The sequence below is a fragment of the Brevibacterium antiquum genome (genome assembly GCF_016107655.1).
GTDB lineage: Bacteria > Actinomycetota > Actinomycetes > Actinomycetales > Brevibacteriaceae > Brevibacterium > Brevibacterium antiquum.
The window spans coordinates 93,949-108,497 of record NZ_JABASX010000005.1 but is presented as its reverse complement, the minus strand read 5'-3'; the positions used below and the strand labels follow the sequence as shown (position 1 = coordinate 108,497).

The 14,549-nt window shown below is 63.1% G+C and carries 13 protein-coding genes; 8 read left to right on the top strand and 5 right to left on the bottom strand.

The features are described 5' to 3' along the window. Window position 1: 1 nt before the first annotated feature. The 3 genes from ftsX to prfB form a co-directional block, all read right to left on the bottom strand. A complete protein-coding gene (gene ftsX, locus JFC13_RS09835) occupies window positions 2-916 on the bottom strand; it encodes a permease-like cell division protein FtsX (protein ID WP_198396911.1) in 915 nt (304 codons plus the stop codon). Then, window positions 913-1,602 carry a cell division ATP-binding protein FtsE gene (ftsE, locus tag JFC13_RS09830; protein ID WP_198396910.1) on the bottom strand — a complete coding sequence of 230 codons (690 nt, stop codon included), beginning with the start codon at window positions 1,600-1,602 and terminating at the stop codon, window positions 913-915. Before ftsE ends, ftsX begins: the two co-directional genes overlap by 4 nt. Window positions 1,603-1,932: 330 nt before the next feature. Continuing rightward, window positions 1,933-3,051 carry a peptide chain release factor 2 gene (prfB, locus tag JFC13_RS09825; RefSeq protein WP_198396909.1) on the bottom strand — a complete coding sequence of 373 codons (1,119 nt, stop codon included), beginning with the start codon at window positions 3,049-3,051 and terminating at the stop codon, window positions 1,933-1,935. Between the two features lie 407 nt (window positions 3,052-3,458). Here prfB and JFC13_RS09820 point away from each other — a divergent pair, with 407 nt between their 5' ends. The 8 genes from JFC13_RS09820 to JFC13_RS09785 all read left to right on the top strand — a co-directional run bounded on the left by JFC13_RS09820 (window position 3,459) and on the right by JFC13_RS09785 (window position 11,986). After that, the gene (locus JFC13_RS09820; RefSeq protein WP_198396908.1) at window positions 3,459-4,682 is read left to right on the top strand and encodes a CpaF family protein; all 1,224 of its coding nucleotides are present in this window, start codon (window positions 3,459-3,461) and stop codon (window positions 4,680-4,682) included. Continuing rightward, window positions 4,679-5,608, top strand: a complete 930-nt coding sequence (locus tag JFC13_RS09815) for a type II secretion system F family protein (RefSeq protein WP_198396907.1) — start codon at window positions 4,679-4,681, stop codon at window positions 5,606-5,608. Before JFC13_RS09820 ends, JFC13_RS09815 begins: the two co-directional genes overlap by 4 nt. Then, window positions 5,605-6,543: a type II secretion system F family protein gene (locus tag JFC13_RS09810; protein ID WP_198396906.1), complete on the top strand. Its 939-nt coding sequence runs from the start codon at window positions 5,605-5,607 to the stop codon at window positions 6,541-6,543. Before JFC13_RS09815 ends, JFC13_RS09810 begins: the two co-directional genes overlap by 4 nt. 98 nt (window positions 6,544-6,641) lie before the next feature. Then, entirely contained in the window at window positions 6,642-6,875 is a 234-nt protein-coding gene (locus tag JFC13_RS09805) for a hypothetical protein (RefSeq protein WP_232488450.1), read from the top strand. Further along, on the top strand, window positions 6,872-7,276 hold the full coding sequence (locus JFC13_RS09800) for a TadE family protein (RefSeq protein WP_198396905.1): 405 nt from the start codon (window positions 6,872-6,874) through the stop codon (window positions 7,274-7,276). Before JFC13_RS09805 ends, JFC13_RS09800 begins: the two co-directional genes overlap by 4 nt. Further along, complete coding sequence (locus JFC13_RS09795; protein WP_235351086.1) at window positions 7,269-7,715, top strand: hypothetical protein; 447 nt, start codon at window positions 7,269-7,271, stop codon at window positions 7,713-7,715. The genes JFC13_RS09800 and JFC13_RS09795 overlap by 8 nt, the downstream gene beginning before the upstream one ends. A 1-nt stretch (window position 7,716) precedes the next feature. Beyond that, on the top strand, window positions 7,717-8,157 hold the full coding sequence (locus JFC13_RS09790) for a pilus assembly protein TadG-related protein (RefSeq protein ID WP_198396904.1): 441 nt from the start codon (window positions 7,717-7,719) through the stop codon (window positions 8,155-8,157). A gap of 142 nt (window positions 8,158-8,299) precedes the next feature. Beyond that, entirely contained in the window at window positions 8,300-11,986 is a 3,687-nt protein-coding gene (locus JFC13_RS09785; RefSeq protein ID WP_198396903.1) for an FtsK/SpoIIIE domain-containing protein, read from the top strand. A 23-nt stretch (window positions 11,987-12,009) separates the two neighbouring features. On the opposite strand, the gene JFC13_RS09780 is transcribed toward JFC13_RS09785, so the two are convergent. Both JFC13_RS09780 and JFC13_RS09775 read right to left on the bottom strand, forming a co-directional pair. Then, a complete protein-coding gene (locus JFC13_RS09780; protein ID WP_198397103.1) occupies window positions 12,010-13,383 on the bottom strand; it encodes an amino acid permease in 1,374 nt (457 codons plus the stop codon). 146 nt (window positions 13,384-13,529) lie between these two features. Further along, window positions 13,530-14,531, bottom strand: coding sequence for a GNAT family N-acetyltransferase (locus tag JFC13_RS09775; protein ID WP_198396902.1), 1,002 nt, complete (start codon window positions 14,529-14,531; stop codon window positions 13,530-13,532). Between the last annotated feature and the right edge of the window lie 18 nt (window positions 14,532-14,549).

Sequence of the window (14,549 nt, the reverse complement as noted above, 5' to 3'; positions counted from 1 at the left end):
CTCAGACCTTCGTGTACTTATTCAGGGTGATCAGGGACGATGCGCCGGCCATGATCACACCGATGGCGATGAGAATCGGGGCCACAATGAGGACATTGACCCCGGAGATCAGGCTGAAGCCCGTGGCCTGCCCCTCCAGCCAGCCGCTGACACCGAAGTGGACGAGGAGCCCCAGTGCACCGGCGGACAGGGTCGCACCGATCGCCGAGGCGATGACGCCCTCAAGCAGGAACGGGAGTTGGATAAAGGTGTTCGACGCACCCACCAGGCGCATGATTCCCGTTTCGCGCCGGCGGGAGAATGCGGAGAGCCGGATGGTCGTGGCGATGAGCAGCATGGCACACAGCAGCATGATCCCGGCGATCGCAACCGCGACGACGGTGGCGATGTTGAGGACACTGAAGAGACGGTCGAGCAGCTGATTCTGGTCAACGACCTCTTCGACGCCCTGGGTCGAGGAGAACGATTCCTTGATGATGTCGTACTTCTCGGCGTCCTTGAGTTTGACCCTGAACGACTCGTTCATCTCGTCTTCGGGAACGGTGCCTTCGAGGCTGGTGCCCTTGAACTGGTCCTGGAAGTGCTCGAAGGCCTCACCCTTGTCTTCGAAGTAGACCTCGTCGACGTAGGGGGCAAGCTCTGAGCTGCTCAGCTGGTCTTCGATGTTCTTCTTCTGCGTATCGGTGGCTTCGCCTTCGACGCAGTTGGTGGCTTCGGAGTCGGGTGGGCACAGGAAGACGGAGACCTGGACGCGGTCGTACCAATAGTCCTTCATCTGGCCCACCTGCATCTGCAGCAGGATCGCGGCGCCGACGAAGAGCAGGGACACAAAGGTCACGAGCACCACGGACAGGACCATGGACACGTTCTTGCGCAGCCCTGACCAGACCTCGGAGAGGATGAATCCGGCTCTCATGAGGCGACTCCGTAGGTGCCCTCTTCGACGTCGCGGACGATGATCCCCTCGGAGAGTTCGATGACTCGTTTTCGCATCCGGTTGACGATCTCTCCATCGTGAGTGGCCATGAGCACTGTGGTTCCGTTGCGGTTGATCTTCTCAAGTACCGACATGATGTCGGCGCTTGTGGTCGGGTCGAGGTTGCCTGTGGGCTCATCGGCGAGCAGGATACCCGGCTTGTTGACGACGGCACGGGCAATGGCCACGCGCTGCTGCTCACCGCCGGAGAGTTCGTTGGGGTAGCGCTTCTCTTTGCCGGCCAGTCCGACGGTCTCGAGCACATCGGGGACCAGGGTCGACATGGACGCCCGGGATTTGCCGATGACCTGGAGGGCGAAGGCGACGTTGGCGAAGACGGTCTTGTTCGGCAGCAGGCGGAAGTCCTGGAATACTGTGCCGATCCCCCGCCGCAGGTAGGGCACCTTCCAGCTGGGCATCTTCACGACCGATTTTCCGGCGATGTGGATGCGCCCGGTGCTAGGGACCTCTTCGCGCAGGATGAGGCGGATGACCGTGGACTTACCCGAGCCCGAAGCCCCGACGAGGAACACGAATTCTCCACGCTCGGCCTCGAACGAGATGTCGTCGAGTGCTCTGCGGGAGCGCGCGTCGTAGGACTTCGAAACTGAGTCGAATTTGATCAAGAGGGTCTTCAATCATGTCGCGGATGGCTCGGCCGCTTCCACTGTACGTAACAGCTCCGTCATGTTCTGGGAGGCTCAAGGGCGTGTGTTGCGCATCGGAGGAAGTTCACAGCCGCCGAGGCGGTCGCCGGCTCCGCTGGAGGAGGCACTTTCGCTGGCCCCGCTGGAGGCGGAGCTATCGCCGACAGCTTTCGACGGCAGTTGAGTGTGGGCTTGCGTTCGAATTCCTCGAGAAAAACGAACGCAAGCCCACACTCAACGCTGTCAGTCACGCAATTGTCACTGAAACCCGCCTGTTGTGGCTGAGGGCCAGCTTGCTGCGGCCAGAGGTCAGGAAGCCTCTTCGGCCATCTCCTGCTCCTTGCGCCAGCGGATTCCGGCTTCGATGAGGCCGTCGAGGTCACCGTCGAAGACGTTCGAGGGGTTGTTGACCTCGTAGCCTGTGCGCAGGTCCTTGACCATCTGGTACGGGTGGGTGACGTAGGAGCGCATCTGGTCACCCCAGCTGGCCTTGATGTCACCGGCCAGTTCCTTCTTCTGCGCCGCTTCTTCCTTACGCTTGAGGTCAAGGAGGCGTGACTGCAGCACCCGCATCGCGGCTTCACGGTTCTGGATCTGAGACTTCTCGTTCTGCATGCTCACGACGACGCCGGTGGGCTCGTGCGTGATGCGCACGGCCGAGTCGGTTGTATTCACGGACTGACCGCCGGGGCCCGAAGACCGGTAGACGTCGATGCGCAGATCGTTCTCATCGATTTCGACGTGGTCGGTGGATTCGATGAGCGGCACAACCTCGACGGCGGCGAAGGAAGTCTGGCGACGCCCCTGGTTGTCGAAGGGACTGATACGCACGAGACGGTGGGTGCCGGCTTCCACAGAAAGTGTTCCGTAAGCGTAGGGGGCGTTGACCTGGATCGTGGCGGACTTGATGCCCGCGCCCTCAGCGTAGGAGGTGTCCAGCTGCTGCACGTTGTACCCGCGGTTCTCGCCCCAGCGGATGTACATGCGGATGAGCATCTGCGCCCAGTCGGTGGCGTCGTCGCCGCCGGCGCCGGATCGCACAGTCACGACGGCCGAACGCTCGTCGTATTCGTGGTTGAGCAGCGTCGAGATCTCGAGCTCGGCCAACTGGTCGTGAAGCTTCTTGAGGTCACGCTCGGCTTCGACCTTCGAGTCCTCATCGCCCTCGTCCTCGGACATCTCGATGAGCAGCTCGGCATCGTCGATGCGTTCACCGAACTTCTCGAGCTTCTCCAGGGTTCCCTGCTTGTGCGAGAGCGTGGCCGAGATCTTCTGCGCCGAGTCCGGATCGTCCCAGAAGGACGGCGCCGATGCCTGCTCCGTCATCTCGGCGACCTCGGAGCGAAGGTTGTCCAGATCAGACACATCCAGGATCGCCTTGTAGGTCTGACGGAGGTTGGCGATTTCAGCAGAATAATCAGTGGCCATAATGAGTCAAGCCTAGTGCATCGCGGCCCTCAGGCTTGAATCCTCGCCCCTGATCCCCAGCGACGACCGGCGCCGGGATCGGGTGGGCACCGGAACAGTTGAGCGCCACCGGCAGGAGATCAAGTCATCCCGCCGGTGACGCGGTCCGTAGAGCGCGAGGCTTGAGCGGAAAGCCCTGCAACAGTGATGAGAATCTATACCCGATTACGGGAATGTGCAATGCGGATGCAGTGACGAGTCGACTCGGAGTCTACGCGCTGAAACTACAGTTATGACATTTTCCCGCCACGAAGAGAGTTATCCACAGATTCGAGAAATCACTGGATTCTTGATTCGACTACATATAGGTTAAAAACAAATCCAGCTGTTAGAAACATGATTCGTATTCTGGACGCCAGGGGTTCAATGTGGAAGCCACCGAGGTCATCAAGAGCGAAGTTCATAAGAGGATCAGAGACCTCGACGTGGACCCTCGCGCCGATATGCAACGCTCGCGAGAGGTCATTCGCACTGTCATCTCTGAGTACGACGAGCGCAGCCTGGTCGCGGATCTTCCGCCCTTGGAAGACAAGGAAGCCACGTTTCGCTCCATCGACAACCAGCTTTCGGGCTTCGGTGCGCTGCAAGACTATTTCGATGATCCCCGGGTCGAAGAGATCTGGGTCAACAGCCCCAGCGAAGTCTTCATCGCCATCGACGGGCTCCATCAGCTGACGACGACGAAACTGACCGCAGGTGAACTCGATGATCTCATCGAGAGAATGCTGCGCACCTCAGGCCGACGGGTCGACCTGTCACAGCCATTCGTCGATGCCATGCTTCCCGACGGCTCCCGACTCCATGTCGTCCTGCCCGATATCACCCGTTCCTTTCCTGCGGTCAACATTCGCAAATTCATTCAGCGCCCGCGCAACCTCGCCGGCCTCGTCGCCCAGGGATCCCTGACACCAGCGGCCGCCAGATTCCTTGATGCGGCAGTAGCCAGCGGTGCGAATATCTTAGTCTCCGGGGCAACCCAGGCCGGCAAGACCACCATGCTCAATGCTCTGGCCGGTTCCATTTCCGCCAGAGAGCGCATCATCTCCTGTGAAGAGGTCTTCGAACTCAACCTGCCCAGCCGCGACTGGGTTCCGATGCAGTGTCGCCAGCCGTCTCTTGAGGGCACCGGCGAGGTCACCCTGCGCTCTCTGGTCAAGGAAGCTCTGCGCATGCGACCGACCCGCATGATCGTCGGGGAGGTCCGTGAGGCCGAGAGCCTCGACCTGCTCGTGGCCTTGAATTCGGGCCTGCCCGGCATGGGAACGATCCACGCGAACTCCGCCCGCGCCGCGATCACGAAGATCTGCACTCTGCCGCTTCTGGCCGGAGCCAACATCTCCTCCTCCTTCGTCGTCCCCACCGTGGCAGTGAGCATCGACGTCGTCGTCCACCTGCGACGTGACGCGAACGGGACCCGCCTCGTCAGTGAGATCTGCGCCGTCCCCGGTGGCGTCGAAGGCGACGTCGTCGAACTCGACACGATCTTCCATTCGCCTCAGGGACAGCTGGTTCGTGGACAGGGGTTCGGCCACCTCGGCGAACGATTCGCCGCCATCGGCAAGGATCTCCATTCCATTCTGGAAGCCGCATGAGCTATTCCCAATTCAGTCTTCTCATCGGCGCGTGCTTCGGCGCCGGTCTCTTCCTACTGTGGATGTCGCTGTGGCAGAAACAGTCGACGAGACGGGTGCAGCGACGATGGGTACGCGAACTCGACGACATGCTCACCGGGGCCGGCTTCCCACGGCTGCACCCGAGCCACCTGATCCTCATCTCGATCGCCGTCTTCATCATCGTCAGCGTCGTCGCCACTGTCCTCACCGGCTCCTGGGCGATCGCTTTGTGCTTCGGTCTCTTCGCCTCGTGGCTGCCGCACAGACTGCTTCAACATCGGGCTCGGAGCAAACAGGTGATGCGCCGCGAACTGTGGCCCGAGACCCTTGACCATCTCAATTCCGGTGTGCGCGCCGGCCTGTCACTGCCCGAGGCTCTGAGTTCGCTGGCCCACCGGGGGCCTGAACCTCTGCGACCGCTGTTCGAGGTCTTCGCAGAGGAGTACCGGGCCAGCGGCTCTTTCGCCATCGCCCTTGAACGCTTCCGCCAGGTCAGCGCCGACCCTGTGGCCGACCGGATCGTCGTCGCACTCAGCGTGACCAGGCAGGTCGGCGGAAGTGACCTCGGCACGATGCTGCGAGCCCTCGCCCAGTTCGTCCGCGACGATGCCCGCACCCGCAATGAACTCTCCGCCCGGCAGCAGTGGACGGTCAACGGTGCTCGGCTGGCGGTGGCCGCTCCCTGGGTGGTGCTCGCGTTCCTGTCGACCAGGCCGGAGACAGCGGCTGCCTACAACTCCCAGACCGGTCTGCTTCTCCTGGCCTCCGGATTCGTTGTCTCGCTGCTGGCATATCAGGCGATGAAGCGGATCGGCAGGCTCCCGCAAGAACCGCGTGTCATTGAAGGATCTTCCCTGTCCTCCTCGTCGTTCCGCCGCTCGGCCGAAGGCAGTGAGGTGCTGTGAGCGCGCTGACCGATCCGCTCACAATCCTTGCTCTCGGGGCTTTCAACGGGCTCGCACTCTGCGTCTTCGTCCTCTCCCTGCCGCCTCTGCGCCGACCAACGCTGTCATCTCGCATCGCACCGTATCTGCGTGATCAGGAATCACTGGTCGACATCTACGCTCCGCCGACTCCCCGCAAGGACGGGCTGCTGGGACTGCTCAAGTCCGCCACGTTCGGCACCACCATGTGGGTGACATCCCGGATCACCACCGACGCCACATTGAACCTGCGGATCAACCGTCTCGGCGGGGGTGCATCCCTGGAGCGCTTCCGCATCAGCCAGGTTCTGAGCATTCTGGCAGGCATGATCGCCGCGGGATGCGTGGCCGGCCTGCTCTCGGCACAACGCGGCTTCTCCCCCGTTGTCACCCTCGTTCTCATCATCAGCGGCGGCATCGCCGGACACATCACCAACGACTGGCGTCTGAGCCAAGCCATCGCTCGTCACGAGTCGCGTGTCCTCGCAGAATTCCCCACCGTCGCCGAACTCCTTGCTCTGTCCATCACCGCTGGTGAGGGAATCGTCGAAGCACTCGAACGGGTGTGCCGCACCTGTTCGGGAGACCTCATCGATGAACTGCGCACAGCCCTGGCGACGACGCGAACCGGGACACCGCTCGTCGATGCGCTCGACTCGATGGCCACCAGGATCGCCATCCCCGAGATCGTGCAGTTCGTGGACGGTCTGGCCGTGTCGATGACCCGCGGAACCCCGCTGGCGGAGGTCCTCCGCGCCCAAGCTGCCGATGTGCGGGAACAGTCACGCCGTCGTCTGCTCGAACTGTCGGGGAAGAAGGAGATTGGAATGTTGGTGCCTGTGGTCGTCTTCGTGCTCCCGGTGACCGTCATCTTCGCCGTCTTTCCCTCACTCACCGTCCTCGATCTGAGCCCATGACCTGAGCCGACGCGCACTCTCAGCCCGGTCCTGCCACCGTCTGATCGCCTCACCATCTGATGAGCCCGCCAACCGATTGCACTGCAGAAGGAGACACCATGTTCCACCACCTGATGAACCGATTCGCTGTGTTCGTCCTCGGCCTCTCAACTGACGACCCAGACCGCCGAGGCGAGCGCCGAGATGACCGACCGGACCGCGGTGACGTTCCCGGCTGGGTCCTCATCACGCTGATGACAGCTGGTTTGGTCGTCGCTTTGTGGGCATTGGCCGGCGAAGCCTTCACCTCGATGTTCCAGGACGCGATGAACAAGGTTCGGGGCGCCGGGTGAGTCACCAGGACTGCGAAGCTCGGGCTGATTCCGGTTCCGCGATCGCCGAGTTCGCCCTCATCGGTTCGCTCCTGGCGCTCGTGTTGGCTGGAACCCTGCAGATCGGTCTGGTCATCCACGTCCGCAACACCGTCATCGATTCGGCCATCGCCGGTGCCCGCCAAGCCAGCCTCGCCGATCAGTCAATGGCAGACGGCAAACGCCTGGCTTCCGAGCTCATCACCGTATCTGTGGGCGAGCGCTATGCTCAGTCGATCACCGTCACAACGGGGAAACGCGGTCAAGTCGACATCGTCGAGGTCCGAGTGCGGACGCCGTTGCCCGTCCTCGGCCTGTGGGGTCCCGCCGAGGTGTGGGATCTGAGCGGACGGTCCATCGTTGAGGACGTCGACAGTGACTGAGACTGACGCGCAGATGCCGGAGGACCACCCCGATGCGGGCACGGCCGTCATCGAATTCATCTTCGCCTCGATCGTGCTGCTCATCCCCGTCGTCTATCTCATGCTCGCGATCTCCCAGCTGCAGGCCGCCAGCTATGCCACCACGTCGACGGCGATCTCGGCCTCCCGGATCGCCGCCCGCGATGCCGACCCCTCCGAACGCAGGGCCCATCAAGTTGCCGACATGCATTTCACCGATTTCGGACTCACTGGTGTCCCCATCACCATCGACTACTCATGCTCTGGACCCTGTGGACAGGCAGGTTCCCTCATCACCGCACGGGTCGAGACGAAGGTGTCTCTGCCCGGGTTCCCGCTCCTCTTCGGCACCAAGCATTCGCCGCACATCACTCTTCGTGCCACCCACACGGATGTCGTCGCCACCGCAGGTGAGGCCTGAGATGATGCCAAAGCAGCATCGGGGCCACGCCGATGAAGGGTCGATCACTCCACTGGCGATCGGCTTCGTCGTCATCGCCCTGCTGCTGGCCTTCCTCATCGCAGCGCTGACGGATCTGCACATGACCAGACGAGAATTGCAGAGCGTGGCGGATTCTGCGGCGCTGGCCGCCTCCGACTCGTTCGAACCGGCTCCCGGCAGTGAGCCCGGGCTCGTGTTCTCACCACCTGCTGCGAAACGAGCTGCCAGTCGCTATGTCGCCGCGGTGCCGACCCCGCAGGGACTGCACAATGTGGAGCTCAGTGCCGATGCGGACGGACAGCATTCGGTCGTGATCCGACTGCGTGCCGACTACACGCCCGCGCTGCTGTCACGTTTCGTCCCCGACCTCATCGAGCTTCAGGCCACCGCATACGCTCGTGGTTCGCTGCGCATTTCGTGAGGCTCCAATCCAACGACTCCGACGTGTTCTCCTGTTGATGTCTCCCTCACTTCTGCTCGAATAGCCTGTGGACACAGGCTTCTTGTCCACAGGAGCGTGAGAACTCCTTGCCCGGTGCGGCACAGCTCGTGATCCTGAGAGCATGAACACGCGCGGCCTCATTCATCGCATCGACGCCAATGCGAACATTCGCACCGATGTGATCGAGGCAGACTCTGAGCTGCCAGTCCTCGAGGTATTTCGCACCGTCTTCGGTCCTATCCTGACCTCGGCCGACCTCGTCGCAGGCAACCGACTGCCGAGGGACTCCGGCACACGAGAGAACCCGGAGACCATGGTGAGATCGATGGCTTGGGGGCGGTGGCAGTCGCTGAACCCTGTCACAGTTCTCGGAGTGCTCCCTCTCTGTCGCGGATCCGGATCTGCTTCCGTCTCAGTGCTCGCGGGGCCCGATTCGGGGTTCACGATCGGCATCGACCCCCGCTCCCCTCTGCTCAGCCGCATCAGCCATCCCGACTGTCTGACCATCATCGACCCCTGCATGTCCCGCCAGCCGGCGCGACTGGAGCTGGGTCCTGCCAGAGAACAGACGTTCTCGTCGTTGGGCACCACGATCTTCGCACCGACCTACCCTGCCAGAAACCAGGCCGGTGAAGCCCACTCACGACCTCCCCTTCCTCGAGCTCCCACCAGCCCCAGGCGGGAGCCCACACACGTGGCGCCCGCAGCCATCGACGACCCTCGCCCCGCGAAACCTCCCCAATGGTGGGCATTCCTCATCCCCATCGCCATCGGTGGAGTGCTCGCGCTCGTCACCGGAATGTGGTGGTTCCTCCTCTTCAGCGTCTCCGCACCCATCTCCGGATACGTCGCCTACATCATGGAGAAACGTCGGTACGTCCGCGATTGCGCCCGATGTGTCATCGACCGACGAGCAGCGGTCGAGACAGCACGGCAGAGCTTGGCCACCCTGGTCGCCGAACACAGACTCTGGCTGCAGACCAGTTCGGGTCTGTGCCTCGGCTTCGGATCTGCTCGCAGCCCCATCACCATTGCCGATGAACTCCGCGAGGGCACCAACCATTTCGATGGAGCGGTCATCATCGACGACGTGCCGCTTCGCATCGACCCGCGCACAACCTCGGTGACTGTCACAGGCGATCACGAACAGCTGCGTCGCATGGCCCTGTCCTGGTTGGCCGACTCCACCTACGACTGGCGCCCCTCTCCTGAACTGCTCCGACTGCCGGAGCTGCAGGGAAGCCGCCACGAGGACCACAGCGAGTCGACGATCGGCGTGCGGTTATCCGACCAGAATCCGACGACGCTGCAGCTGCACGCACCTGCGCCCACCGCATCGATCTCGCTGTCCCTGGGCAGTCTGGCCCAGGCACGCACCGACGACTCATCGGCAGCAGACGGCCCAGTGCCGGGCAGAACGCTCATCGCCGCACTCATGCCACCCGGCCGGTACCTCACCCTCGACCAACGACAGGTGAGCAGAACCGGGGCCGAGAGGCTGCCGAACCACGGCCTCGGCGACCTCTACGATGACGGGCGACAAGCCATTCGCCACCGCTGGGCACGAACTCCTCCCGGGCCGGTGACGATCGGACGCGGACAAGACGGGGACGTCACCCTCGACCTCTTCAACGACGGTCCCCACGCCCTCGTGGCGGGCACAACCGGCAGCGGGAAATCCATTCTGCTCCAGACCTGGCTGCTTGCAATGGCCCTGGAACACCCACCTCGGCGGCTGACGTTCGTCCTCATCGATTTCAAGGGTGGGGCGACATTTGCCCCGTTGGAGGATCTGCCGCACACGGACAGCGTCCTCGATGATTTCGATTCGGCAGCGGCCTTCCGCGCATTGGTCTCCATCCGTGCCGAGATCACCCGACGCGAACGGCTCGTGGCCGATCACGGATGCTCCGATGTCCTCGAACTCGACGATCCCCCGCCGAGGCTGGTCGTCGTCATCGACGAATTCCACGCACTCATGGCGACCCATCCGAAGGCAGCTGATCTGCTGGAGCACCTGACAGCGCTGGGCCGGTCCTTGGGAGTGCATCTGATCCTCGCCACGCAGCGCCCGCTCGGCGTCGTCACCGGACAGATGAAGGCCAATATCAACATCAGGGTGTGCCTGCGCGTGCGCGAGGATGCGGACTCCTTCGACGTCATCGGTGTCAACGATGCCGCACATCTGCCGCCGGACAGACCGGGAGCGGCGTGCCTCGACTCGGGTTCGTCGGTCGTTGAGTTCCGGGTCGCGGTCCCCACCTCCACTTCTGCCGCCGCCGAGGTGCGTCATCGGCCTCGTCTCCGACCGTGGGAGCCCGGCCGAGGTCTTCCCACCCAACACAGCGTCAACGGAATCCGCGTCGGCAATCTCCACCAGGCCCATCGTGAGGCCTGCGAGCAATCACAGCTATCGCCTCATCCACTTCCTCCTGTGGTTCTCCCACCACTGCCCGATCCTGAGAATGTCCCTGTGCTGCTCTCATCGTTGTCTGGTGAGGGTGGCTCAGAAGAGAATGATCCAGGGGTGACGGGCACCACGGTGACCGGGATCGTGGACATTCCCAGCCACCAGAAGCAGAGCACCTGGTCATATTCTCCTGCTGTCGATGGCTCGACCATCATCGTCGGCACCGATCCTGATGTCATCACGTCAGTCATGCGACGAATGGCATCCAGTGCCGCTGCGACTCACCGCATCGTGGCGCTGGGACGCATCGCAGCGTCTATGGGCAGAGCCGAAGTCACCTGCGGAATGGACACCGGATGGCGGTTCCACACGATCCTCGACCATCTGCACCGTACTCCTGCAGGAGGAGACGGTCCCACCGGCGCAGACCTGCCGGCCACGATCATTGTCTGCAGCAACTGGAATGAGTTCATCGACTCCATGGACCACCAGATGGCCGCCGAGACGGAACGGCTGCTCAAACACGGATCTGGGTTGGGGTTGACGTTCCTGTTGGCCGGATGCCGCACGTCTACGAGCACAAGCGCGGCCTTCACATCACAGTTGATCTTCCCGCCCGGTACAGGAGGTGATGGACTCAGCGTCGGACTGTCTCGGCAGCGGTTCGTCGGAACATGGCCCGAATACAGGGCAGTGCTCGTCGGCCCCAGTGCACAGGAGGCCGGCGGTGACGGCGCCGACGTGCAGTTGGTGCCGCACCGTCAGAATATCGCCCGGGCGGACGACGCCGATGACGGGCGCGAAAGCTTCGGACCACGCTGGCGCGGACTCACGGCGGCACCAGGACACATGGCGGCACCGGGACGCACGGAGGCCCCGGGACACGTGGCCGCGCGACTGGATCCGGCGAGCACGGGGATCCCGCTGGGAATCGACCCCTTCGGGACGCTCGTCGTGTGGAATCCGGTCCGTGACGGAGAGGTTCTCAGTGTCAGAGGATCACCGCAGTCTGGCAAGAGTGCGACCGCGGCCATGCTTCAGCAGACGTGCTCCTCTGCAGCAACAGCCAGCAGGGAAGCGCTCACTGTCCATGACGATGCGCATCTGGAGACGAAACCGGACGCCTTCGATCTCCTCGATGGTGGCCTGCACGTCGTGACGATGCCGGTGCGGTTCACTCCCGGCTACGGTTCCGCGTTAGCCAAGGCACAGGGCCTGGGGCCGATGCTGATCCTCGGTGCCCACAGTAGGCAGGACCTCAGCAATCTGGGTCTGCTTCGGCTGCCGCCACTCGACGGGGATCCGGGGACAGCATGGTTCGTCACCGAGCAGCGAACTCAGGCAGTGAGGCTCTTCTCAGCTGAGAGAACCGCTGATCTCACGGTGGAAGTCGTCTGACCGATCTCGATTCGAGCTGACGATCAGTCAGTACTCTCCTTGTGCCTGCCTGCAGGCAGTGGCTCGGTGTGGTCGATGAGCTGGTAGTGTCGGCGACCCTCACCCCGGACGAAGGCGAAGTAGCACAGCCACAGCGCGCCGACCCAGAGAAGACCTACCCACAGTGCCGGACGGGAATCAGGAACGATTCCGACCATGACGATGACGAAGAGGATGAATGCCACCGTGCCCCAGGACCCCACTGGCCACAACGGCATCGGGAACTCACTGCGCAGTCGGTTCTCCTGCGCCAGCACCCGTTTCATCCGAATATGAGCCGCGAGGATGACCAGCCACACCAAGACTGTCGCAAACGTCGCCAATGCGCCGAGCAGGAACAGGGCCTGGTCGGGGTAGAGGTAGTTGAGGAGCACGCCGACGAGCAGTGCCACGATCATCGTGATCACCGTCATCACCGGCACTCCGTTGCGAGTGGTGTGGGCAAAGGAACGCGGCGCCTGCCCCTGTTCTGCCAGACCGTGGAGCATCCGACCAGCACCGAAGATATCGGCGTTGATGGCCGAGAGCGCCGCCGTGATGAGCACAACCTGGAGGATGGCGGCTGCCGCGTTGAAGCCGACGGAGTCGAAGATCGCGACGAAGGGACTGATATCCGAGGTGATCTGGTTCCAGGGCAGGATGCACATGATCACGCCGAGGGTGAGCACGTAGAAGAGCAGGATGCGCACCGGCACCGAGTTGATGGCGGCCGGCAGCACCTTCTTCGGGTTCTGCGCCTCGCCGGCGGTGACTCCGATGATTTCGATGCCGCCGAAGGCGAACATCACGATCGTGAATGATGAGAGGAAACCCCAGAGTCCGTGCGGAAACGCACCCCCGTGGTCGACCAACGCACGCGGACCCATCTGATTGTGGTCAGCGATGCCGAAGCCGAAGATGATGATGGCCACGCCGGCGCCGATGAGGGCGATGATCGCAACGATTTTGATGAGTGCGAACCAGAACTCCAGCTCGCCGAAGACCTTGACGCCGATCATGTTGATCGCGGCGATGAAGAGCACAACGGCCAGTACCCAGGTCCAGCGCGGTACTCCAGAGAACCAGAAGCCCATGTACACGCCGATGGCGGTGGCGTCGAAGACGGCGACAAGGATCATCTCGAAGACGAAGGTCCAGCCGACGAGAAAACCGGCGAATGGGTGGAGATAGTGCGAGGCGAACTGGCCGAAGGATCCCGAGACGGGGTGGCGGACCAGCATTTCGCCCAGCGCACGCATCACCATGAAGACGGCGGCACCGCCGATGATGTAGGCCACCAGCACGGACGGGCCTGCGGCCTGGATCGACTCCGAGGACCCCATGAACAGCCCCGTGCCGATGGCCGAACCCAAAGCCATGAAGCGGATGTGCCGGGCCGTCAGTCCCCTGCGCAGGCCCACGTTCTCTGTGTGAGTGTCAGGGGTGATCGTCTCTCTGCTCCCACTGTCAGCTGAAGGCACGGGTGTCCTACTTTCTCTCAAATTCTCCCGGCAGCAGTCTCGACTCAGCGAGGGTCGGCAGGAGGACCCGTGAGTGTTTCGTAGCGGTAGAGTTCGCTCGCCTGGCCGGCTTCGAGGAGACGGTCTGCCAGGGCGGAGACCACCGGCATGCCACTTGTGACTTCGAGGACGACGTCGGCATCGACGGAGAGTCGGGCGAGGAGAAGCTCGGCGTCAGCGATCGCTGCCCTGAACAGCTCGCTCGTCGTGTCGGCGGCTTCCTCGCGGGTTTCGAACATCGACCCGATGATGAGTTCGGTGGGGGCCTCTTCGTCATCGCCTGGTGCCGGCATGGCATCCGTGATCTCGACACCAGTCTGGTCGGCCTCGCGAGCGTAGGAGACGGCGAAGGCGCTGAGTCCAGAGTCGTCGGACGAGCCGGCGTCACCGCCCAGCAGAGCGGCACCGTGGGCACCGGCAGCTTCGGAGAGGAACGCGTTGTTGACCTGACCGATCGTTAGCGGACCGACAGCGTCGTCCTTGTTCACAGCGGTGTACCACGCGAGGAAGGCCTTCGTGAGCTTGACTGATCCGGTGGCCACGATCTCGAGGTCTTCGGCACGTCCACCTCCGCTGGGCGGCAGCGCACCGGCGGCGACCTTGATCACCCGTGTCGTCGTCAGCGGTGCGAAGCCGAGGGCCTGTGCGAATCCCGCACCTGGGCTCCCGGCCTGTACACGTGTGCGCAGGTCAAGTCCTTCCAGGGCAGTCCCGACGGTCTCGGCACACACTGCTTCGAAGAGTTCTCGTCCCTGACCGTGGCCCTGTTCCTCGCTCGCGACCTCGACGTGGACCCACGCCCGGTAGGGGTGGAGCGGGGACTGCGCGATCGCGGCCGCGCCGACGGGCACCTCGGGCACCACCTCGGCGATGACGGATCGCAGCAGGGGTGAATCCGAGGACGGGCGGAACAGGGACCTGGCCATATGAGCGGCCGGCGTATCGGCGTCGGCGAACACCTCGTTCAACCGCAGGTCGTCACCATCGGTCAGATCTCTGATCGGCATTGTGTGCGCTCCTTGAAC

Coding starts and splice junctions, on each gene's coding strand:
- ftsX (WP_198396911.1), bottom strand. CDS start 916: ATGAGAGCCGGATTCATCCTCTCCGAGGTCTGGTCAGGGCTGCGCAAG.
- prfB (WP_198396909.1), bottom strand. CDS start 3,051: ATGGCCACTGATTATTCTGCTGAAATCGCCAACCTCCGTCAGACCTAC.
- JFC13_RS09815 (WP_198396907.1), top strand. CDS start 4,679: ATGAGCTATTCCCAATTCAGTCTTCTCATCGGCGCGTGCTTCGGCGCC.
- JFC13_RS09805 (WP_232488450.1), top strand. CDS start 6,642: ATGTTCCACCACCTGATGAACCGATTCGCTGTGTTCGTCCTCGGCCTC.
- JFC13_RS09790 (WP_198396904.1), top strand. CDS start 7,717: ATGATGCCAAAGCAGCATCGGGGCCACGCCGATGAAGGGTCGATCACT.
- JFC13_RS09785 (WP_198396903.1), top strand. CDS start 8,300: ATGAACACGCGCGGCCTCATTCATCGCATCGACGCCAATGCGAACATT.
- JFC13_RS09780 (WP_198397103.1), bottom strand. CDS start 13,383: ATGGCTTTGGGTTCGGCCATCGGCACGGGGCTGTTCATGGGGTCCTCG.
- JFC13_RS09775 (WP_198396902.1), bottom strand. CDS start 14,531: ATGCCGATCAGAGATCTGACCGATGGTGACGACCTGCGGTTGAACGAG.